This window comes from Micromonospora sp. NBC_00330 (assembly GCF_036136635.1).
In the GTDB taxonomy this organism is placed as follows: Bacteria; Actinomycetota; Actinomycetes; order Mycobacteriales; family Micromonosporaceae; genus Micromonospora; species Micromonospora salmantinae.
This window is the reverse complement of record NZ_CP108012.1, coordinates 4,941,347-4,962,508: the sequence shown is the minus strand read 5'-3', so window position 1 is coordinate 4,962,508 and position 21,162 is coordinate 4,941,347. Positions and strand designations below refer to the sequence as shown.

Sequence of the window (21,162 nt, the reverse complement as noted above, 5' to 3'; positions counted from 1 at the left end):
GCGGATATGGAGCGACCCCCGGGGCGCTCCGCGCATGTGCGCGGGCCGGCTGGACTTGGCCGGCACCCCGGGGGTCGGGTGGCTGTCGTGGATTCGCCGCACCGCTGCCACACGGTCTCGACGATGGTGCTGCTGCCCGCCTTACGGCGAGCCGTTCACTGTCGAGGACAGCGGCTAGCTGACAGCCACCTCACGAGTCCGATTGCTATACAAGTCTGGACCACCTCCTTTCACGTGTACGGCCACGTTATCGAGTTCTCGTCGGGCTCGGCAACGGATTTCGATCACAGGGTCAGATGGGAATGCCCGGCCACCTCCTGGGCGGCCGGGCATCACACGTGTGCGGGTGGCGGTGGTCAGCCGCCGACTCGGGCGACTCCGACCGGGCAGCTCAGCCCGTTCGGGCCGTGGTTGCAGTACCCGTTCGGGTTCTTCGTCGGCGCGAGGTACTGCTGGTGGTAGTCCTCGGCGAAGTAGTAGCTGCCGAGCGGGGCGATCTCGGTGGTGATCTCACCCTTGCCGGCCCGCGTCACGATCGGCTGGAACGCGTCCCTGGACGACTCCGCGATGGTCCGCTGCTCGTCGGTGGTCGTGTAGATCGCCGAGCGGTACTGGGTGCCCACGTCGTTGCCCTGGCGCATGCCCTGGGTCGGGTCGTGGTTCTCCCAGAAGACCTTCAGCAGATCCTCGTAGTTGATCTTGCTGGGGTCGTACACCACCTGGACGACCTCGGCGTGCCCGGTCCGGCCGGAGCACGTCTCCTCGTACGTCGGGTTCTTGGTGATGCCACCCGCGTAGCCGGCGGAGGTGGTGTAGACGCCGGGCAGCGTCCAGAACAGCCGCTCGGCACCCCAGAAACAGCCCATGCCGAAGACCGCGACCTGGAGGCCCTCAGGGAACGGACCCTTCAACGGGGTGCCCAGCACCTCGTGGCGGTCGGCGACCGGCATGGCGATCGGACGGCCCGGCAGGGCCTGGTCGGGCGAGACCATCTCGGCCTTCATACGGCGCAGAAACACGGTGGGGATCTCCTCTCGTACCACTCCCAGCGTGTAACACCGGAGGGTCAACCTTCCTTACCCGCGTGAGGGTCGGTCAGGCCCCGCCGGGCAGCGCCGTCGCGATCCGGTCCGCGTACGTCTGGGCCTCGGTGTCGTCGTCGTACCGCGTGCGCGGCCAGAAGAAGCCGCGCAACCCGTCGCCCTTGGTGCGGGGGACCACGTGGGTGTGCAGGTGGGGCACCGATTGGGACACCTTGTTGTTCATGGCCACGAACGTCCCACCGGCACCCAGAGCGGTCTCCACCGCCACCGCCAGCCGCTGAACCATGGCGAAGTAGTCGGGCAGCAGGTCGACCGGCAACTCCGCCAGGGTCACCAGGTGCGCCCGGGGCACCACCAGGACATGCCCCTTGAACACCGGCCGGGTGTCCAGGAACGCCACCCCGTCCGGGGTGTCGGCCACCCGGAACGCCGGCACCTCGCCCGTCACGATCCCGCAGAACACGCAACCGCTCATCGGGCCAGGCTATGCCGGCGGCCTCCCGGGTGACGGCGCCCCCTACACGCGAACCGACTGTGGTAATCATCTACGTGAATGGATGAACACGGGGTGATCCCGGCCATCGGCGTGCGCGTCGATGCTCCGAAAGGACAAAGCTTGCAGATCAGAAGAGGCTTCACCCTGGCGCTGGCGGCGCTGACCGCCGGGCTGCTCACCGGCGCGGCCCCGGGCCACGCCCAGGCGGCCGCCGCGCCGACCGCCACCCCACTGCCGCTGAGCACTGTGGCCGACGTGGTGTCGGCCGGTGACCGGGTCTTCGTCAGCGGTGGCAGCTCCGCAACCGATGTCGTGGTGACCAGCGCGACCGGCACTGTGATCGGCACGCTGTCGGGCCTGCCCGGCCCCACCGACCTGCTGCTCAGCGCCGACCGGCGGACCCTCTACGTGGCGCTGTCCAACGCCATCGCCGCCTTCGACACCGGCTCGCTGATCGAGTCGGCCCGGTACGACACCGGCGCGGGCGAGTGCCCGTCGTCGCTGGCGTTGACCGGCCGGTATCTGTGGTTCGGCTACGGCTGTGGCCAGGGGGACGGCAACATCGGTCGGATCGACCTGGGACGCCAGCCGGCCCGGGTGGACACGGGGGTGGCCGTCGGCCAGTACTTCTACGGCTCTCCGCTACTCGCTGCCGCCAGCCAGAACCGCTCGGTGCTGCTGGTCGGGCAGCCGTGGTTGAGCCCCGCGTCGGTGTACGCGTACGACATCGGTGCCGGGGGCGCACTGAGCGCACCCAGGACCAACGCCTTCAGCGCGGTCGGCAGCAACCTCCGTGACGTCGCCCTCGACCCGACCGGCACCACCCTCTACACGGCCGCGGGTTCACCGCCCCTGGTGCAGGCGTTCCCGTTCGCCGAGATCGCCACGCCCAGCGCGACGTACGCCACCGGCCCGTACCCGCGCGCCGTCGAGCTGTCGCGTACCGGCACCATGATCGCCGCCGGCGCCCACGCCTACTACGCCCCGGACGTCTTCGTCTTCGCCCTGGACGGCACCGAACTGGCCCGCTACGAGCTGGGTGACGAGCTCCCCGCCGGAGGGTTGGCCTGGTCGCCGAACGGCGCCCGGGTCTACGCGGTCAGCTGGGACTGGACCGGAGCCCGTCCGGCGATGCTGCACGTGCTGCCGGTCCCGGCCGGCTGACGGGATCGCCCTGGTGCGGGGCCGGGCCACCCGGCCCGGCTCCGCCCGGGAGCACGGGTTCCGTTCCAGTCTGCGGGACGGGGGCACTAGCCTCACCAGAATGAGTCACGGCTTCGAGACGCTCGCCATCCACGCCGGTCAGGACCCCGAGGCCCGCACCGGCGCGGTGATCCCACCGATCTACCAGACCAGCACGTACGCCCAGGACGCCGTCGGCGCGCCCCGTCTCGGCTACGAGTACAGCCGCTCCGGCAACCCGACCCGCGACGCGCTTCAGGAGTGCCTGGCGGCGCTGGAGGGCGGGCCGGTGGGGCTCGCCTTCGCCAGCGGCCTTGCCGCGGAGGACACCCTGCTGCGGGCCGTGTGCCAGCCCGGCGACCACGTGGTGATCCCGGACGACGCGTACGGCGGCACGTACCGGCTCTTCGCCCGGGTCGCGCAGCGCTGGGGCCTGGAGTTCAGCCCGGCCAAGGTCTCCGACCCGGACGCGGTCCGGGCGGCCGTGCGGCCCGGCCGGACGAAGATCGTCTGGGTGGAGACGCCGACCAACCCGCTGCTCGGCATCGCCGACATCTCCGCCCTGGCCGCCGTGGCACATGACGCGGGCGCCCTGCTGGTGGTGGACAACACCTTCGCCTCGCCGTACCTCCAGCAGCCGATCGCCTTCGGCGCGGACGTGGTGGTGCACTCCACCACCAAGTACGTCGGCGGGCACTCCGACGTGGTCGGTGGCGCCCTCGTCGTCGCCGACGCCGGGCTCGGCGAGGAGTTGCGCTACCACCAGAACGCGATGGGCGCGATCAACGGCCCGTTCGACGCCTGGCTCACCCTGCGGGGCATCAAGACCCTCGGGGTACGCATGGACCGGCACTGCGACAACGCCGAGCGGCTCGCCGCGTACCTCGACGGTCACGCCAAGGTCGCCCAGGTGCTCTATCCGGGGCTGCCCTCGCACCCCGGTCACGAGGTGGCCGCCAAGCAGATGCGCCGGTTCGGTGGCATGATCTCGTTCCGCGCCGCCGGTGGTGAGGACCACGCCGTGGACATCTGCAACCGGGCCAAGCTCTTCGTGCTCGCCGAGTCGTTGGGTGGTGTGGAATCCCTGATCGAGCACCCGGGTCGGATGACACACGCAAGTGCTGCCGGCTCGCCGCTTGAAGTTCCCGGCGATCTCGTGCGACTGTCTGTCGGCATCGAGACGGTCGACGACCTACTCGCCGATCTGGAGCAGGCGCTGGGCTGACCGCTGGGGGAGGATGGCCGTGCAGGACATCATGGCGACCTGGGTCGGAGCGACCGCCAAGCAGATCGCCCGGGGCGTACGCCGAGGTGACGTCTCGGCGACCCAGGTCGTCGCCGACCACCTCGAGTACATCTCCCGAGCCGACCGTGAGCTGGCCGCGTTCCGCGCCGTTCGCGGCGGTGAGGCGATCACCGAGGCGGAGAAGGTCGACGAGCAGGAGGACCTGGCCAACCTGCCGCTGGCCGGGGTTCCGGTGGCGGTCAAGGAGAACACCCCGGTCGCCGGCCTGCCCACCTGGAACGGGTCGGCTGCCGCCCGCACCGACGTGGCGGAGGCCGACCACGAGGTGGTGCGTCGGCTGCGCGGCGCCGGCGCGGTGATCGTCGGCGTGACCCGGATGCCCGAACTGGGGCTGTGGGCGCTGACCGACGACGACAGCGCGGTGACCCGTAACCCGTGGGACAGCACGCGTACCCCCGGTGGGTCTTCCGGTGGTGCCGCCGCCGCGGTCGCCGCCGGGCTGGTGCCGATCGCGCACGCCAACGACGGTCTCGGCTCGATCCGGATTCCCGCGGCCTGCTGCGGACTCGTCGGGCTCAAGCCCGGTCGGGGCGTGGTCCCGTGCCAGCTCGGGGCGGACGACTGGTTCGGCCTCACCGAGCACGGCATGTTGACCAGCACTGTCGCCGACGCGGCGGTCGGCTTCTCGGTGCTCGCCGGCCGGCGTCCCGAGAAGCTGGTCCCCCCGCAGCGGCTGCGGGTGGGCGTCTCGTTGCGCTCGCCGGTGCGCGGTGTCGCACCGGACGCGCCCAACCGGGACGCTGTCGCCGCCGCCGGTCGGCTCCTCGCCGCCGCCGGGCACGACACGGTGCCGGCCGATCCGGTCTATCCGACCGCCCTCGGCCTGCAGGGCATCGCCACCTGGTTCGCCGCAGCCGCCACCGACGTCCGGGCCTCCGGTCTGGACCGGCGTGGGCTGCAACGGCGTACCCGGCGACACGTCGCGCTGGGCGAGTGGGCGCAGCGTCGCGGCTACGTGCGGGAGGCGGACCGGGCCGCCTGGCGGCAACGGTCTGTCGACTTCTTCACCGACCACTCGGTCGACCTGCTGCTCACCCCGGCACTGGCCAGCGCGCCACCGGAGGCGGCCCGCTGGTCGGAGCGGTCCTGGCGGGCGAACATGACAGCCAACATCCGGTACGCCCCATACGCCGCACCCTGGAACATTGCCGGCCTGCCGGCGGTCGTCGTACCGGTCGGACGCCGCCCGGACGGCCTGCCGGTCGCCGTGCAGCTGGTCGGTCCGCCCGGCTCGGAGCTGCTGCTGCTCGGTGTGGCCGGTCAGTTCGAGATGGCCGCCCCGTGGACGCGTCACGCCCCCGGCTACCCCCGGGTCGGCACGGAGTCGCCGGCGACCGCCTGAGGTCCGACGGTGTGCGCGCTGTCGGGCACTCCGGTGTCGCCGCCGAGGGCTCCGGAGTCGGGTGGCACGATCGGGGCATGACGGAACTGGTCGGTCTCGACGACGTGCGGGCCGCACGGGAGTTGCTCGCTGGCGTCATCCGCACCACCCCACTGGAGCCCTCCCGGCCGCTCAGCGCGGCACTGGGCGGGCCGACGTGGCTCAAGTGCGAGAACGTGCAGCGCGCCGGCTCGTACAAGGTGCGGGGCGCGTACGTGCGGATCTCCCGGTTGTCGGCGGCGGAGCGGGAGCGCGGCGTGGTCGCGGCGAGCGCGGGCAACCACGCGCAGGGCGTGGCTCTCGCCGCCGGCCTGGTCGGCACGCACGCCACGGTCTTCATGCCGGTCAACGCGCCGCTGCCGAAGGTGGCCGCCACCAAGGGGTACGGCGCGCAGGTCGAGTTGGCCGGGAACACCGTCGACGAGTCGCTGGTCGCGGCGCACACGTACGCCGAGCGCACCGGCGCGGTGCTGATCCACCCGTTCGACCATCCCGATGTGATCGCCGGGCAGGGCACCGTGGCGCTGGAGATCCTCGAACAGTGCCCGGACGTCAAGACGATCATCACCGGGGTGGGTGGCGGCGGTCTGATCTCGGGCATGGCGGTGGCCGCGAAGGCGTTGCGCCCGGACGTCCGGATCATCGGCGTGCAGGCGGCCGGGGCGGCGGCGTTCCCGCCCTCGCTGGTGGCCGGGGAACCGGTCCGGTTGCCCATCTTCTCCACCATCGCCGACGGCATCGCGGTCGGCCGGCCGGGCGAGATCACCTTCAACCACGTACGCAAGCTTGTCGACGAGATCGTCACGGTCTCCGAGGAGGACATCTCCCGGGCCCTGCTGATGCTGCTGGAGCGGGGCAAGCAGGTGGTCGAGCCGGCCGGGGCGGTCGGTGTGGCCGCGCTGCTGGCCGGCGTGGTCGAGGTGGAGACCCCGGTGGTGGCGGTGCTCTCCGGCGGCAACATCGACCCGTTGCTGATGCTGCGGGTGATCGAGCACGGGTTGGCGGCGGCGGGTCGCTACCTGCGGGTGACCGTCCGCTGTTCGGACCGGCCGGGGCAGCTCGCGTCGCTGCTCACCCAGATCGCCGAGCACCGGGCCAACGTGGTGGACGTGGAGCACCAGCGGGCCAACCCGCACCTCGGCCTCGGCGAGGTGGAGGTGGCGTTGTCGGTGGAGACCCGGGGCGTCGAGCACTCGGACACCCTGATCAGCGCCCTACGGGCCAGCGGCTACCAGGTGGTCTTCGCGGCCGAGGCGTGACACCAGTGGGTGCCACGCCTCGGATGCGCGGTGTTTCGACAGGTGGTGCCGGTGTCGGTCGAGCCGGCCGGCAGCGGGTGGCGCGACCGGCGACTGTCAGCCGGAGAACGGCTCGAAGCTGACCACTGTCACCTTGATGTCGGCGCCGCTGGGCGCCGTGTAGGTGCAGGTCTGCCCGGCTCGACCGCCGAGGATCGCCTTGCCCAGCGCGGACTCGGGGCTGTAGACGGTCAGGTCGGTAGTGGCCGCGATCTCCCGGGAACCGAGCAGGAAGGTCTCGGTGTCGTTGGCGTCGTCGTCGAAGTAGATCGTCACCACCATGCCCGGCGACACCGCGTCGGCGGTGGGGGCCTCGCCGACCTTCGCGGTGCGCAGCAGCTCCTGCAGGTAGCGGATGCGACCCTCGGCCTTGCCCTGCTCCTCGCGGGCGGCGTGGTAGCCGCCGTTCTCCCGCAGGTCGCCCTCCTCGCGCCGAGCGTTGATCTCGGCTGCGATCGCCGGACGGTTGGCGATGTGCTCGTCGAGCTCGGCCTGGAGGCGGTCGTACGCGTCCTGCGACAGCCAGGTGGCGGGCGCCTCGTTGCCAGTGGACACAGGCGTTCTCCTCAGTTGTGCGTGGCTGGCTGACAGGTGAACTACCAAGTTACCAGTGCGGTACGACACAGCGTGTCGGCCATCACCGCCGGTGTCCGGATCCCACACCGCCCGTAGGCGCCCCGTCGGCCCCGCTTTCGGTGCTGTTCGAGCAGCTCAGGACGGTGCTCGGCAGCGCAGTACCTCACCGATGAACGGCCGCGCGGTGGTGGCCAGGCGGTGTTGGGTCGTGACGTGCCGATCCCCGGGATCGGCGGTCACCGTGACCTGTTCGCGGCCGACCTCGGCGCCGGCGCGGTCCCGGGCGCGCAGCACGCAGACCGCTGATCCACCGGGCGGAACGGTCACCCGAAAGTCGACAAGCACCTGCTTGTCCGTGATGTCGGTGTACGTGATCACCTGGGCGTCGTAGACCGGGTCGCCGTACTGGCGGTAGAGCCGGACCGAGATCACGGTCAGCGTCGCGACGAGGGCCAACAGTGCCAGCGCGGCAAGCAGCGTACGGCGGCGCTTTCCGCCCGGTGCCCGACGGCGGCCGTAGCGCCCGGCCGGAAATACCGGAGCGCCTGGTGAAATTGTGGCGTGCGTCTCGGTCACCGGCGGGTATCTCCTGGCGTTGTTGTCGGCGGCATCGGCAAGAATGACAGAGCCCCATCCTCCCACCCGGTCCAGCGGCAGGAATGGCAGGTCATGCCCGGCGCTGGCGGCCGGTGACAGGGTGCGGTGAGGAAAGATCCCGGCAGGTCAGCCGGTCGAGCCCGGTCGGGTCCACCGTCCGGCACAGACGAGGAGCGCCGAAGTTGGCAGAGCAACTGCGTCTCATGGCCGTGCACGCGCACCCGGACGACGAGTCGAGCAAGGGCGCGGCGACGACGGCGAAATATGTCGCCCAGGGGGTGGACGTCCTGGTCGTGACGTGCACCGGTGGCGAGCGCGGGAGCGTGCTCAACCCCAAGCTCGACCGACCCGATGTGTGGGCCAACATCGGTGAGATCCGGCGTGCCGAGATGGACGCCGCGCGGGCGATCCTCGGCGTAGACCAGGCCTGGCTGGGCTTCGTCGACTCGGGCCTGCCCGAGGGCGATCCGCTGCCGCCGCTGCCCGAGGGCTGTTTCGCCCTCCAGGACGTCGAGGTCGCCGCGGGCCCGCTGGTGCGGCTGATGCGTGAGTTCCGTCCGCACGTGGTGACCACGTACGACGAGGAGGGTGGCTACCCGCACCCGGACCACATCATGTGCCACAAGGTGAGCGTGGCCGCGTTCGAGGCCGCCGGTGACCCGGAGCGCTACCCGGAGCTGGGCGCGCCCTGGCAGCCGCTGAAGCTCTACTACGACATCGGCTTCTCCAAGGGCAAGATCATGGCCCTGCACGAGGGCATGCTGGCCGCCGGTCTGGAGTCGCCCTACGAGGAGTGGCTCAAGCGGTGGGAGGACCGCCCCGACAAGGGCCCGCGGATCACCACCCGGGTCGAATGCGCCGAATACTTCCCGGTCCGTGATGACGCGCTGCGCGCCCACGCCACCCAGGTCGACCCGGACGGCTTCTGGTTCCACGTGCCGATGGAGCTTCAGAAGCGGGCCTGGCCGACCGAGGATTACGAGCTGGCCCGCTCGATGGTCGACAGCCCGCTGCCCGAGTCCGATCTCTTCGCGGGAGTGCGGGAGACGGCGCACGCGCGCTGATTCCCGGCGGGGCTACCCTGGTTACCAACCGCACATCGGAGGAACGCCATGCTGACCACTGCCCAGGTGCTCGCGGAGAACAACTTCGGGGACACCCGCACGGGTGGTCTGGCCGGGCCGATGGGCCTCTTCCTCATCCTGCTGCTGGCCACCGCGACCATCCTGCTGATCCGCAACATGAACGCTCGGCTGCGCCGTCTGCCGGACCGGTTCCCTCAGCAGTCCGGGCCGACCGACCCGACCAGGGCCGATGCGGCAGTCGTCGATCCGACAGACGGGACCGGCGGGCGTGATTCATCCACGCCCGCTCCCAACGGGCACCAGCAGCACCTGAACGGGTAGTCCGCGCGTGAATCACGCCGAACCGGGTGGTCGCCCCCTGTTGCGGCCACCCGGTTTGGCTTAGCCTTCCGCCGGGGGGACCAAAAGTCTCCGAGCCGTGTGCGGGAGGGGGCGCCGATGACCAGCACAGCACCGGCCGCCCACCGCGACGTCGGTCGGTCGGCTGACGGGGGAGGTCGATGACCTCCGGTCCGGCCGACGACCCGTTCGATCGGCTCGGGGTGCGTGGCACACCGGGCCGGCTGCTCGTGCTCACCGCCGCCGTCACGCTGACCGCCCTGGCCGCCGCCGCTGTCGGGTTGACCCTCCCGGTCCGGCTGCCGGCCGACGACCCCCTCGGCGGTCCGGCCCGCTTCGGCATCGCCGTCGCCGTCCTGGCCCTCGCCCAGCTCGCCCGGCTGCGATTCCGCTCGGCCGCGGGCATGGTCAGCATCACCTGGGGCGAGGCGGCCCTGATCGTCTGCCTCTACCTGACTCCGGCCGGCTGGCTCCCGTCCGCCACGCTGCTCGGCACCGGGCTGGCCTGGACGTTGCTGTCACTGCACAACGACCGCCGTCCGGCCCTGGAGATCCTCCGGATCGCCGCGTCGCTGGCCGCCGCGTCGGCACTGGCCGTCTCCGTGACCACCGCGCTCGGGCGGCCCCTGCTCTCGCCACCCACCCCCATCCTGGCGCTGGCCGTGATCGCCGGTTCGGTGACGTACCTCCTGGTGACCGCCTGGCTCGGCGGCGTGACGCTGGGCCTGCGGCACGGGCTGCCGATCGGGCCGCCGCTGCTCGCCGCGCTGCGCGGCAAGCTGCTGATGTTCGTCGGCAACGTGGCGGTCGGCCTCGTGGTGGTCGCCCTGCTGGAACTCGACCCACGCTGGTTGCTGTTGCTGCCGCCGCTGCTGTGGCTGTTGCAGCAGACCTACCGTTACCGGCTGCGCTCCGATCAGGAGCGCCGCACCTGGCGTGCCTTCGCCGAGGCCACCGCGGCCCTCAACCAGCTCGACGAGCGGGGCGTGGCCAGCGCGGCGGTCACCGGGGCGCTGACGCTGTTCAACGCCGAGCTGGTGGACGTCGACGTGGCCCGGGCCGACGGGCGGTGGCACCGCTACCGAGGCGACGCCGGCGGTCAGCTGGTCGACCGGGAGACCGGCCCACCGGACCAGTCGGAGCCGGACGAGCACGAGCTGAGCCGGGCGCTGTCGGTCGGCGCCACGCCGGTCGGTCGACTGCGGGTGCGGTTCCCCCGCTCGGCCCCGCCCACGGCCCGGGAACGTGACGCGGTGGCCGCGTTCGGCGACGCCCTCGCCGCCGCGCTGCACGACGCCGCGACCCACCACGAGCTGCGGCTGGTGACCGCCCGTTCGTCGTACGAGGCGGTGCACGACCCGCTGACCGGGCTCGCCAATCGGGCGGCGATGCTGAGCAAGGGCGACCAGTCGCTGCGACAGCTCAGCCACGACCACCCGGTGGCGTTGCTTCTGCTGGACATCAACCAGTTCAAGGAAGTCAACGACACCCTCGGCCACGCGGCCGGTGACCAGCTGCTGCGACTGACCGCGAACCGACTCAACGCGCTGGTCCGCGCCGGTGACCTGCTCGGTCGACTGGGCGGCGACGAGTTCGCCCTGCTGCTCACGGCGGTGCCGGTGCTCGGCGACCGGGCCGCCCCGATGGCCCACGCGTTGCGCCAGGCCCGCGAGATCGCCGAACGGCTGGCCGCACCGACCGAGGTGGCCGGCGTACGGATGTCCATCGAGGTCTCGGTCGGGGTGGTGGTGGCCGCCGCGGGCACCGCGGACCTGACCGAGCTGCTGCGTCGGGCCGACATCGCGATGTACCAGGCCAAGGAGGGCGGCGGCAACGTCGCCGCGTACGACGGCGCACGCGACGCGGCCAGCACCGACCAGCTCGCCCTGCTGGCCGAGCTGCGTGAGGCGTTGAAGGTCGACGATCAGCTGGTGCTGGCGTTGCAGCCGGCGGTGGACCTGGCCACGGGTGCGCCCACCGGGGTGGAGGCGCTGATCCGTTGGCAGCACCCCCGGCGTGGGTGGCTGAACCCGGCCGACTTCATCCGACCTGTGGAAAACAGCGAGCAGCTCGGCGCCTTCACCCGCTACGTGCTGAACAAGGCGCTCAGCGTGGCCGCCAGTTGGGCCCGGGAGGGGTTGGACGTCCCGATCTCGGTCAACCTCTCGGCGCGCAGCCTGCTCGACCCCCGGTTGCCGGCGGAGATCGCCGAGGCGTTGCGCCGCCACCAGGTGCCGCCGCGCCGGCTCGTTCTGGAGATCACCGAGACGGTGGTGATGAGCGAGCTGGAGGTCATCGACGAGGTGCTGGCGACGCTCCGGTCGATGGGCGTGCAACTCGCTGTCGACGACTTCGGCACCGGCTTCTCGTCGCTGACCTTCCTCACCCGGATCGCTGTGGACGAGTTGAAGGTGGACCGTTCCTTCGTCATCCGGATGGCCGACTCGCCGGAGGCCGCCGCGATCGTCCGGACGACGGTCGGCCTCGCTCACGAGTTGGGGCTGCGGGTGGTCGCCGAAGGGGTGGAGACCGCCGAGCAGCGAATGGCCCTGGCCGAGTTGGGTTGCACGTCCGCGCAGGGCTACCACTTCTTCAAGCCGATGCCGGCCGACAAGATCGGCGCGGTGCTGGGGTCGCTGCGCGACTCGGCGGAGTCGAACGTGTTCCGGCTCCGCGCCGACGGCGCGTCCTGACCGTCCGGGTGGAGCCCGCGCGGTCCGCGCCAGGGCTGGCTATGGTCGTCAGGTGAACCGACTCGTCGACGCCACCAGCCCGTACCTGCTTCAGCACGCCGACAACCCGGTCGACTGGTGGCCGTGGTCGGACGAGGCGTTCGCCGAGGCGAAGCGGCGGGACGTTCCGGTGCTCATCTCGGTGGGCTACGCGGCCTGCCACTGGTGCCATGTCATGGCGCACGAGTCGTTCGAGAACGAGCAGGTCGGCGCCCTGATGAACGACAACTTCGTGTCGATCAAGGTGGATCGTGAGGAACGTCCGGACGTGGACGCGATCTACATGACCGCCACCCAGGCGATGACCGGCCAGGGCGGTTGGCCGATGACCGTCTTCGCCACCCCGGACGGCACCCCGTTCTTCTGCGGCACCTACTTCCCGCGACCCAACTTCGTCCAGTTGCTCCAGTCGGTCGCCACCGCCTGGCGGGAGCAGCGCGAGGCGGTGCTGGGCCAGGGCGCCGCAGTGGTCGAGGCGATCGGCGGCGCGCAGGCCGTGGGCGGCCCCACCGCGCCGTTGGACGCCCCGCTGCTCGACGCGGCGGCCGCGAAGCTGGCCGGCGAGTACGACGCCACCAACGGCGGTTTCGGTGGCGCCCCGAAGTTTCCGCCGCACATGAACCTGCTCTTCCTGCTGCGCCACCACCAGCGCACCGGTGACCCGGGCAGCCTGGAGATCACCCGGCACACGGCCGAGGCGATGGCCCGGGGCGGCATCTACGACCAGCTCGCGGGCGGCTTCGCCCGCTATTCGGTGGACGCGCACTGGACGGTGCCGCACTTCGAGAAGATGCTCTACGACAACGCGCTGCTGCTGCGGGTCTACACCCAGCTGTGGCGACTCACCGGTGACCCGCTGGCCCGCCGGGTGGCCCGGGACACCGCCCGGTTCCTCGCCGACGAGCTGCACCGGCCGGGGCAGGGGTTCGCGTCCGCGTTGGACGCCGACACCGAGGGCGTCGAGGGGCTCACCTACGCCTGGACGCCCGCCCAACTCGTGGAGGCGTTGGGCGAGGAGGACGGCCGGTTCGCCGCCGACCTGTTCACCGTCACGGAAGAAGGCACCTTTGAACACGGCATGAGCGTGCTCAAGCTGGCCAGGGACGTGGACGATGCCGCGCCCGAGGTGCGTGCCCGCTGGCAGCAGGTGGTCGGGCGGCTGCTCGCCGCCCGGGACACCCGCCCCCAGCCGGCCCTCGACGACAAGGTGGTGGCCGCCTGGAACGGTCTGGCGATCACCGCCATTGCCGAGTTCCAGCAGGTCGCCGCCGTGTACGCGTCCCCGAAGGACGAGGACGCCAATCTGATGGACGGCGTCACCATCGTCGCCGACGGGGCGATGCGCCAGGCCGCCGAGCACCTGGCCACCGTGCACCTGGTGGACGGCCGGCTGCGTCGGGTCTCCCGGGACGGCAAGGTCGGCGAGCCGGCCGGTGTCCTGGAGGACTACGGCTGTGTGGCCGAGGCCTTCTGCGCGATGCACCAGCTCACCGGCGAAGGCCGCTGGCTCACACTGGCCGGCGAGTTGCTGGACACCGCCCTGGCGCACTTCGCCGCGCCCGGTGGCGCCTTCTACGACACCGCCGACGACGCGGAACGGCTGGTCGCCCGGCCGGCCGACCCGACCGACAACGCCACCCCGTCCGGCCGGTCGGCGTTGATCGCCGGGCTGGTGGCGTACTCGGCGCTGACCGGGGAGACGCGCTACCGGGAGGCCGCCGAGGCTGCCCTCGGCACTGTCGCGCCGATCGTCGGTAAGCACCCCCGGTTCACCGGGTACGCGGCCACCGTCGGCGAGGCGTTGCTGTCCGGGCCGTACGAGATCGCCGTGGTCACCGACGACCCGGCCGGCGACCCCCTGGTGGCCGCCGCCCGCCGGCACGCGCCGCCCGGAGCGGTGGTCGTCGCCGGGCGTCCGGACCAGCCGGGTGTGCCGCTGCTCGCCGACCGTCCGCTGGTCGAGGGACGCTCCGCCGCGTACGTCTGCCGGGGTTTCGTCTGCCAGCGGCCGGTCACCTCGGTCGAGGAGCTGGTAGCCGAGCTGGGCTGAGTACGGCCACGCCCGGTAGTCGCCCGCGCCGCCCACCGGGTGCTCCCGCCAGCACTTCCGAGCCGCGTCGCCAGCCCTCCCGGTGGGCCCGTCGGCGGCCCGGATAGGCTGGCCGCGCTATGGATTCCCGTACCGGTCTGCCAGTTGTCGGCATGGTGGGTGGCGGCCAGTTGGCCCGGATGACCCACCAGGCCGCGATCGCCCTCGGCCAGTCACTGCGTGTGCTCGCGACCGCCCCCGACGACGGCGCGGCGCTGGTCGCCGCCGACGTCCAGTACGGCGACCACACCGACCTGGCCGCGCTGCGCACCTTCGCCAAGGGCTGCGACGTCGTCACCTTCGACCACGAGCACGTACCTTCCGAGCACATCCGCACGCTGGCGGCCGAAGGGGTGCCCCTCTACCCGCCGGCGGACGCGTTGCTGCACGCCCAGGACAAGCAGGTCATGCGGGAACGCCTGACCCAGCTGGGTGCGCCCAACCCGGCCTGGCGGCCGGTCGGGGAGCCCGCCGACCTGGTCGGCTTCGGCGAGCAGGTCGGCTGGCCGGTGGTGCTCAAGGCGGCCCGGGGTGGGTACGACGGCCGGGGCGTCTGGATGGTCGACGACGCCGCCCAGGCCACCGAGTTGGCGACCACGCTGCTCGCCGGCGGCACCCGGCTGATCGTCGAGGAGCGGGTGCCGCTGCGGCGAGAGTTGGCAGTGCAGGTGGCCCGTTCGCCGTTCGGTCAGGTGGCCGCGTACCCGGTGGTCGAGACCGTGCAGCGCGACGGCATCAACGTGGAGGTGCTGGCCCCGGCGCCCGGCCTGGACGAGGAGCTGGCGGTCTCCGCTCAGCAGCTCGCCATCGACCTGGCCACAGCGCTCGGTGTGATCGGCCTGCTGGCGGTGGAGCTGTTCGAGGTGCGCGACGACGCCGGCCGACCCGCGATCGTGGTCAACGAACTGGCGATGCGTCCGCACAACTCCGGGCACTGGACCATCGAGGGTGCCCGGACCTCCCAGTTCGAGCAGCACCTGCGGGCCGTGCTGGACTACCCGATGGGTGACACGGCGCTGACCGCACCGGTGGTGGTGTCGGCGAACGTGCTCGGCGGTGAGCCGGGCGGGATGTCGATCGACGAGCGGTTGCACCACCTCTTCGCCGCCGAGCCGGGTGCCAAGGTGCACCTGTACGGCAAGCAGGTGCGACCTGGCCGCAAGATCGGGCACGTCACGGTGCTCGGTGACGACCTGGACGACCTGCGGGCGAGGGCCGCACGGGCCGCGCGCTGGCTGCGCGAGGGCCACGAGTGAGTCACGGTTTCGGGAACGAGGAGAGGGCCGCAGTGAGCACGGTTGGCTTGATCATGGGCAGCGACTCGGACTGGCCGACAATGCGGGCCGCGGCCGAGGTGCTGGACGACTTCGGCGTGGCGTACGAGGTCCGGGTGATCTCGGCGCACCGGACTCCGGTCGCGATGATCGAGTACGGGCGAGACGCCGCCGACCGGGGCCTCAAGGTGATCATCGCGGGGGCGGGAGGCGCCGCCGCGCTGCCCGGCATGGTGGCCTCGGTGACGCCGCTGCCGGTGATCGGTGTGCCGGTGCCGCTGAAGCACCTCGACGGCATGGACTCGCTGCTGTCCATCGTGCAGATGCCGGCCGGGATCCCGGTCGCCACAGTGTCGATCGGCAACGCCCGCAACGCCGGCCTGCTCGCCGTACGGATCCTCGGTGCCGCCGACGAGGGCCTGCGCGCCAAGATGACGACCTACCAGCAGGACCTGGAGAAGCTGGTAGCAACAAAGGAAGCCGCCCTCCAGGCAACCCTGCGCTAGCCTCCGCGAGCCCCACCCCGCCCCACCCCACCCCACCCGCGATCTTGCACTTTCGGTCGTTGCTTCGCGGCTTTTGCCCCCTATGCCGCAACAGAAAGTGCAAGATCGAGCGCGGCGACGCGGGCCAGCCCACGAACCCGGCCCACTCACCGCCCCCACTCACGCACGCCGCAGGGACCCTCCGATTAGTCTCACGCACGCCGCAGGGACCCTCCGATTTATCTCATGCCGCGCAGGGCGGTCTGGAGGCGTTCCTGGGCGCGGCGGCGGCGCTCGTTGCTCGCGCCGAGCACCAGCAGCAGGATGCCCACCGGGATTAGCGCCAGCCACGGGCCCAGGCTGAACAGGGCGTGGATCGCCGCGATCGCGGTGACCGACGCGCCGACGATCACCGGGGCCTGCTGCCGACTGGACGAGCCGAAGATCAGCACCGCGACCGCGCCGAGCAGCAGCAGCATCTGCCGCACCGTGCTCGACTCGGTGGCCAGCACGATCGCCAGCGTCGGCACGAAGGCCGCGACCAGCGCCGGCCCGTACGCCACCCAACTGCTCATGTCGGGTCGGTGGCGCAGCTCCAGGACTCCGACGAGGAGGGCCAGCACGGCGAACGGCAGCGTGTACGCCTCGGGCAACGCCACGTCGGCGACCCGCATCAGGATCCACCAGGCGGTGATCTCACACACCACCACCGCCCAGAACAGGATCCGGCGTTCCACCGGCCGGCGACCGGGTCGGGTCGCCGCCACCCCGAGGACAGCGCCCCAGGCGGCCAGCAGGGCGGCGATGTGGCGGGGCGAGTCGAAGGCGAGGGCCAACGCGATCAGCGCGGCAGCGTACCCGGTCCACTCCACTGTGGAGGCCTCCCGCTGCGCCTCCGGGCGGCGCAGCCGGGGCAGGGTCGCGGCGAGCACCTGGAGGACCGCGCCGACGGCGAGCACCCCGAACGCGGACCAGACCGCCGCCAGCCCGGCGACCAGGCCGGCGGTGAGCACGAAGAGCTGCGCCATGAGTGAGGCGAAGAGCCAGCCGAGGATGCGCGCCCGCTGGGTGGTGCCGAACAGCGCCGCCACCGCGCCCACCCCGACCGCGCTGCCGAGGGTGAACAGGGTCATCTGCCGGTCGGCGAGGCTGCCGGCGAGCCCGGCGCTGCCACCGGCCAGACCGATGGCGAACACCAGCACCCGGGCCAGCCGCAGCGAGCGGGCCCGCTCGACCAGCGCCGGCGGTGGGGTCAGTGCGAGACCGAGCATCGCGATGGTGAAGACGGAGAGCGCGGCGACGGTGCTGGCGGGCCAGCCCTGGCCCAGCGCGATGGGTGCGATCAGCAGCGTGACGGCCGCCCCGGGCAGCACCACCGGCACGGCCCGCGACCGTCGCCCGCCGCTGAACCCGGTGGCGGCCAGCGCGGCCGTCGCGGTGAGCAGCAACGCCGTCAGCACGTGGGTCGGGTTGACCACGTCCGGTGGTGGGGTGAGCAGCTCCGGGGGCGGGCCCTGCCAGATTCGGGTCAGTGTGCGGTGCGGCTCGACCAGGGCGGTGACCAGCGCGGGTGCGATCGAGGCGAGTGCCAGGGCGGTCGGCAGCGCCGCCGCGGCCAACGCACCCGCTGCCGGGTTGACCCGCCACCGCCGTCGCTCCGGGTCGTCCGGCAGCCGCCGTAGGGCGCCGTCGAGTCGTACCGCCCAGCGCCGGACCGGCTGGGCCGCGCCGGTGGGAGGCACGGTGGCCGCGCGGATCAGCTCGGCCAGTACGCCGAGCAGGGCGGCGGCGGCCGCGTAGACACCGGCGGCGAGGCCGGTGGGGATGGCGGCGAGGGCGCTGATGGTGGCCCCGCCGACCACCGCCACGCTGACCCAGGGCAGATATTGCGGCACCAGCCGACGGACCGCGGCCACGGCGGCCAGGCCGAGACTGGTCGCGGCCAGCGCGGCGGTCAGCACCACCTGCGCCGAGTGTTCGAACTCGGCGGACAGTGCCGCCACCGCACCGGGGAGGGCCAGCAGGGCGGCACCGATCGCCGCGCCGCCGATCTGCGCCAGGTGCGGCGGCATGCCCTCGGTTTCGATGTCGGCGACCTGTGGGCCGGCGAGGACGCGGGCCAGCGTGGCCACCACCACGCCGATCAGCGCGATGCTGCCCAGCGCCAGGGCCGTGGTCCACGGGCGGACCAGTCCGGCTCCGGCGGCGTGCAGCGCGACGACCCCGGCCACTGTGGCCCGGGACAGCCCGGCGCGCGCCTCCTCAGTGGCCACCGCGGCCATGCCGAACACGGTGGCGACCATTCCGCCGACGAGGACCGGCGACCACCAGGCCAGGTCGAATGCGGCCGGCGCGCCGATGGTCGCGAGCACCACCGCCACGCCGGACACGTCCCAGCGCCACGGCGGCGGGAGCAGGATGCCGGCGGCGAGGGCCAGCAGCGCCAGCGCGACCGGCGCCTGCCAGGTGGAACCGCCGACGGGGGCGGCCGGCCAGTCGCTCAGGTCGCCCCTCCAGATCGGGCCGGGGGTGGCCAGCACACCGACCCCGCCGCGCACCGCCGACCAGCCGGCAAGGACGCCGATCAGGGCACCGCCGACGGTGAGGCCGAGGATCGGACCGCGTCGCCACTCCTCCGGCATGCTGCGGGCGCCCACGGCGACCACCAGGAGCAGGGCGGCGGCCACCGCCAGTTGCCCACCCGGGGCGAGCACCGCACCGATCCGTACCAGCGTGGCGATCAGGGCTGTGGTGACCGCCGCGGCGGCCAGGTCCGAGCCGTCGAGGGTGAGGTCGGCTCGACGGCCGGCGTCGATGGAGGGGGCCAGGAAGAGCAGCACCGCCGCGACCAGCAGCAGTGCGCCCACCCAGGCGTCGGCGACTGTCGCGCCGGGTGCCCCGAACGCGGCGGCGGTGACCATCAGCGCGCCCAGCCCGGTGCCGACCGACAGCGGCGCGGGGATGTGGCGCTGGGAGACCTGCACGACGGCGGCGTAGCCCAGGGTCACGCAGACCGCCAGGAAGCTGGCCGCCAGGATCGGGACGGTCACCTCGCGCAGGCTCGCCGGGGTGGGGGTCGGATCGCTCGGCATGGTCGCGGCCACGAACGCCGCCACCGCCCCGGGCAACGCGAACGCGGCGCCACCGGCGGCCCAGGCGGTGACCGTGTCGGAGGCGGCCGAGGCGATCCGGATCCGGGGCGCCAGCGTGACCAGCGTGCCGGCCACGAACAGGGTGATCAGGACCGCGGCGGTGAGGGTGGGGCTGACCAGGCCGGCACCCGCGCCGAACAGGCCGACCACGGCCGCCCCGATGGCATGCGCCACCGCGGCCCGGTCGGTGCGGGCGGACAGCCCGATGACCCCGATGCCGATCGCGGTGATCACCATTGGCCAGGGTGCCGTCGCCCAGCCGAGACCGAACGACGCCGGGACGGCCAGCGCGGTCAGCGCCGCGCCGGCGACGGCGAACTCCCGGCGGATCTCGGTGGGCAGGGCCAGCACCGCCGCGATGGTGAGCAGGAACGCCGCACCCGCGAGCTGCCAGGTGGTCGGCCCGACCGCGGCGGCCAGCTCGTCCTGGTACCGGCTGAGGTCGGGGTTCCAGGCGGGCAGTGCGGCCCGGACCGGTGCCACCCCGGCGCGTAGCGCGCCGCCGGCGACCACCAGACCGCTGACGGTCAGCGCCACCGCGGAGGCCAACTGTGGGCCACGTCGGGCCGCCTCCGGGACAGCGCGCACCGCCAGCCCGGTCACCGTGATGACCGCCGCGATCAGCAGCAGCGACCGGCCGGGGAGTGCCACCGAGGCGATTCGGCTGAGCGAGCCGATCACCGCCAGGGTGACGATGCCGGCCGCGACGTCCGGCAGCGGCGGGCGACGCAGCACCAGCGCGCCGGCCAGCCCGATCACGGCGGCCAGCAGCAGCACCACCCCGGCGCCGGTCGCGGTCGGCACGGTCTGTGCCCGCAGCAGGGCGGTGACCGCGTACGCCAGCGAGACGGCGACCGCCAGGGCGTGCAGCAACCAGGTCAGTTCACGCAGGCCGGGCACCGGCCGGGCCGGCCGCGGGTCGGTGGTGCCGCCGCTGGCGTCGATCAGCTCGGCGGCCTCCTCCGGGTCGCCCTCCGGCCGGCTCTCGGCGTCGCGTTGGCGGGGCGCGGACGGCGTGCCCGGCGACGGCAGGTCCTGCCGGACGGGCCGTTCGACTGTCACGCCGGAGCGGGCCAGGCCGAGGTTGACGAGGGCGACCACTGCCAGCACCAGGGCCCAGCCGCCCGGGCCGGTGATCTGGTCGTACGCCAGCAGGGGCAGCACCGGTTGGGCGGCGAGCACTGTGGCGAAGCGGGGCGCGCGCAGACCGGTCCAACCGGCGTACCCGAAGGCGACGGCTGCGGTGACCGCGAAGATCACCCCGGCGAAGACGGTGCCGGAGCCGCCGCCGACGCCGATCCGGTCCACCGCCCAGAGGGCGTTGCCGGCGAGCGGCACCAGCAGCAGGCCGACCGCGGCGATGGTCTCGGCGGTCGAGGTGAGGCCGCGCCGGGCCAGTGCCGGTGGGGCGAGCAGCATCAGTGCGGTGGCCAGGAGCAGGATGCCGAGCCGGGCCAGCGCGTCCATCGAGCTGGTGGCCACCGCGGCGAAGACCACAGCGGCCACGCCGAGCAGCAGCGCGCCCAGCCCGAGCGGGATGTTCTGCACCTCGCGCGAGGACGCCTCCGGCGGGTGCTCCGGGTCGTCCACGTCCAGCCAGGCGGCCCGGGGCGGGGGCGGCGGCGGATCCTCCGGGGCGGGCGGAGTGCCCTGGCGGGGCACCCGGGGTGGCGGTCCCATGGTGGCCGTCGGTGGCCGCCGCCCGGGGCGGCGGCGCAGCACCCGGCGCGGCCGGGTGGCCTGCTTGATCCGTTCCTCGCCGGCGTGGGCGAGGATGTCCCGCTGGAAGAGCGCGGCCTGCATCTTGGCGGCAATCTGCCGCTGCTCGCGGGCGATGGCGGCGTCGCGCGCCTTCATCTCCGCTATCGAACGCTCAATGTCGGCCAGGTGCTCGACCCACTGTGGTTGATCTGCCCCACAGTGCGGGCATCGGACGGCCGGCTTGATCTCCCGGCCGCACGAGGAGCATTGAAAGGTCGCCACGACACCCCTCCACCCGCACTGTGGACTCCCACTGTCGCAGCATGCCCAATGCTGGCGCGGATTTCGACTCTTGTCGGCGGGTCCGGGGCAAACAACGACACCGGCCGGCCACCGAGATGCTCGATGGCCGGCCGGTGGTGCGTC

Annotated in this window: 15 protein-coding genes; 10 read left to right on the top strand and 5 right to left on the bottom strand. The window is 72.7% G+C overall.

Going from position 1 to position 21,162, the window contains the following annotated elements:
• Positions 1-356: 356 nt before the first annotated feature.
• Both msrA and OG598_RS22345 read right to left on the bottom strand, forming a co-directional pair.
• Positions 357-1,019, bottom strand: coding sequence for a peptide-methionine (S)-S-oxide reductase MsrA (gene msrA, locus OG598_RS22350; protein WP_328650928.1), 663 nt, complete (start codon positions 1,017-1,019; stop codon positions 357-359).
• A 76-nt stretch (positions 1,020-1,095) separates the two neighbouring features.
• Positions 1,096-1,518 (bottom strand): HIT family protein, encoded by a 423-nt coding sequence (locus OG598_RS22345; RefSeq protein ID WP_328650927.1) that lies wholly within the window; start codon positions 1,516-1,518, stop codon positions 1,096-1,098.
• 141 nt (positions 1,519-1,659) lie between these two features.
• On the opposite strand from OG598_RS22345, the gene OG598_RS22340 reads away from it, so the two are divergent.
• From OG598_RS22340 to ilvA, 4 genes are all read left to right on the top strand, one after another.
• The gene (locus OG598_RS22340) at positions 1,660-2,703 is read left to right on the top strand and encodes a hypothetical protein (RefSeq protein ID WP_328650926.1); all 1,044 of its coding nucleotides are present in this window, start codon (positions 1,660-1,662) and stop codon (positions 2,701-2,703) included.
• A gap of 100 nt (positions 2,704-2,803) precedes the next feature.
• Positions 2,804-3,946: a cystathionine gamma-synthase gene (locus OG598_RS22335; RefSeq protein WP_328650925.1), complete on the top strand. Its 1,143-nt coding sequence runs from the start codon at positions 2,804-2,806 to the stop codon at positions 3,944-3,946.
• A gap of 13 nt (positions 3,947-3,959) precedes the next feature.
• Positions 3,960-5,369, top strand: a complete 1,410-nt coding sequence (locus OG598_RS22330) for an amidase (protein ID WP_328650924.1) — start codon at positions 3,960-3,962, stop codon at positions 5,367-5,369.
• Positions 5,370-5,446: 77 nt separating this feature from the next.
• The gene (gene ilvA, locus OG598_RS22325; RefSeq protein WP_328650923.1) at positions 5,447-6,667 is read left to right on the top strand and encodes a threonine ammonia-lyase; all 1,221 of its coding nucleotides are present in this window, start codon (positions 5,447-5,449) and stop codon (positions 6,665-6,667) included.
• A 96-nt stretch (positions 6,668-6,763) separates the two neighbouring features.
• Here the strand turns inward: ilvA and greA are convergent, their stop codons facing one another.
• Positions 6,764-7,261 (bottom strand): transcription elongation factor GreA, encoded by a 498-nt coding sequence (greA, locus tag OG598_RS22320; RefSeq protein WP_328650922.1) that lies wholly within the window; start codon positions 7,259-7,261, stop codon positions 6,764-6,766.
• Positions 7,262-7,417: 156 nt separating this feature from the next.
• The gene (locus OG598_RS22315; RefSeq protein WP_238683186.1) at positions 7,418-7,858 is read right to left on the bottom strand and encodes a DUF4307 domain-containing protein; all 441 of its coding nucleotides are present in this window, start codon (positions 7,856-7,858) and stop codon (positions 7,418-7,420) included.
• A 203-nt stretch (positions 7,859-8,061) separates the two neighbouring features.
• Here OG598_RS22315 and mca point away from each other — a divergent pair, with 203 nt between their 5' ends.
• From mca to purE, 6 genes are all read left to right on the top strand, one after another.
• A complete protein-coding gene (gene mca / locus OG598_RS22310) occupies positions 8,062-8,943 on the top strand; it encodes a mycothiol conjugate amidase Mca (protein ID WP_124854725.1) in 882 nt (293 codons plus the stop codon).
• A 48-nt stretch (positions 8,944-8,991) separates the two neighbouring features.
• Positions 8,992-9,285 (top strand): hypothetical protein, encoded by a 294-nt coding sequence (locus tag OG598_RS22305; protein ID WP_328650921.1) that lies wholly within the window; start codon positions 8,992-8,994, stop codon positions 9,283-9,285.
• Between the two features lie 179 nt (positions 9,286-9,464).
• Positions 9,465-11,996: a putative bifunctional diguanylate cyclase/phosphodiesterase gene (locus OG598_RS22300; protein ID WP_328650920.1), complete on the top strand. Its 2,532-nt coding sequence runs from the start codon at positions 9,465-9,467 to the stop codon at positions 11,994-11,996.
• Between the two features lie 52 nt (positions 11,997-12,048).
• Positions 12,049-14,085 (top strand): thioredoxin domain-containing protein, encoded by a 2,037-nt coding sequence (locus OG598_RS22295; protein ID WP_328650919.1) that lies wholly within the window; start codon positions 12,049-12,051, stop codon positions 14,083-14,085.
• 119 nt (positions 14,086-14,204) lie between these two features.
• Positions 14,205-15,380: a 5-(carboxyamino)imidazole ribonucleotide synthase gene (locus OG598_RS22290; protein ID WP_328650918.1), complete on the top strand. Its 1,176-nt coding sequence runs from the start codon at positions 14,205-14,207 to the stop codon at positions 15,378-15,380.
• A gap of 32 nt (positions 15,381-15,412) precedes the next feature.
• A complete protein-coding gene (gene purE / locus OG598_RS22285; protein ID WP_328650917.1) occupies positions 15,413-15,904 on the top strand; it encodes a 5-(carboxyamino)imidazole ribonucleotide mutase in 492 nt (163 codons plus the stop codon).
• Between the two features lie 218 nt (positions 15,905-16,122).
• On the opposite strand, the gene OG598_RS22280 is transcribed toward purE, so the two are convergent.
• Positions 16,123-21,018, bottom strand: coding sequence for an SCO7613 C-terminal domain-containing membrane protein (locus OG598_RS22280; RefSeq protein WP_328650916.1), 4,896 nt, complete (start codon positions 21,016-21,018; stop codon positions 16,123-16,125).
• Positions 21,019-21,162 lie beyond the last annotated feature (144 nt).

Coding starts and splice junctions, on each gene's coding strand:
- OG598_RS22345 (WP_328650927.1), bottom strand. CDS start 1,518: ATGAGCGGTTGCGTGTTCTGCGGGATCGTGACGGGCGAGGTGCCGGCG.
- OG598_RS22335 (WP_328650925.1), top strand. CDS start 2,804: ATGAGTCACGGCTTCGAGACGCTCGCCATCCACGCCGGTCAGGACCCC.
- OG598_RS22330 (WP_328650924.1), top strand. CDS start 3,960: ATGGCCGTGCAGGACATCATGGCGACCTGGGTCGGAGCGACCGCCAAG.
- ilvA (WP_328650923.1), top strand. CDS start 5,447: ATGACGGAACTGGTCGGTCTCGACGACGTGCGGGCCGCACGGGAGTTG.
- OG598_RS22305 (WP_328650921.1), top strand. CDS start 8,992: ATGCTGACCACTGCCCAGGTGCTCGCGGAGAACAACTTCGGGGACACC.
- OG598_RS22300 (WP_328650920.1), top strand. CDS start 9,465: ATGACCTCCGGTCCGGCCGACGACCCGTTCGATCGGCTCGGGGTGCGT.
- OG598_RS22290 (WP_328650918.1), top strand. CDS start 14,205: ATGGATTCCCGTACCGGTCTGCCAGTTGTCGGCATGGTGGGTGGCGGC.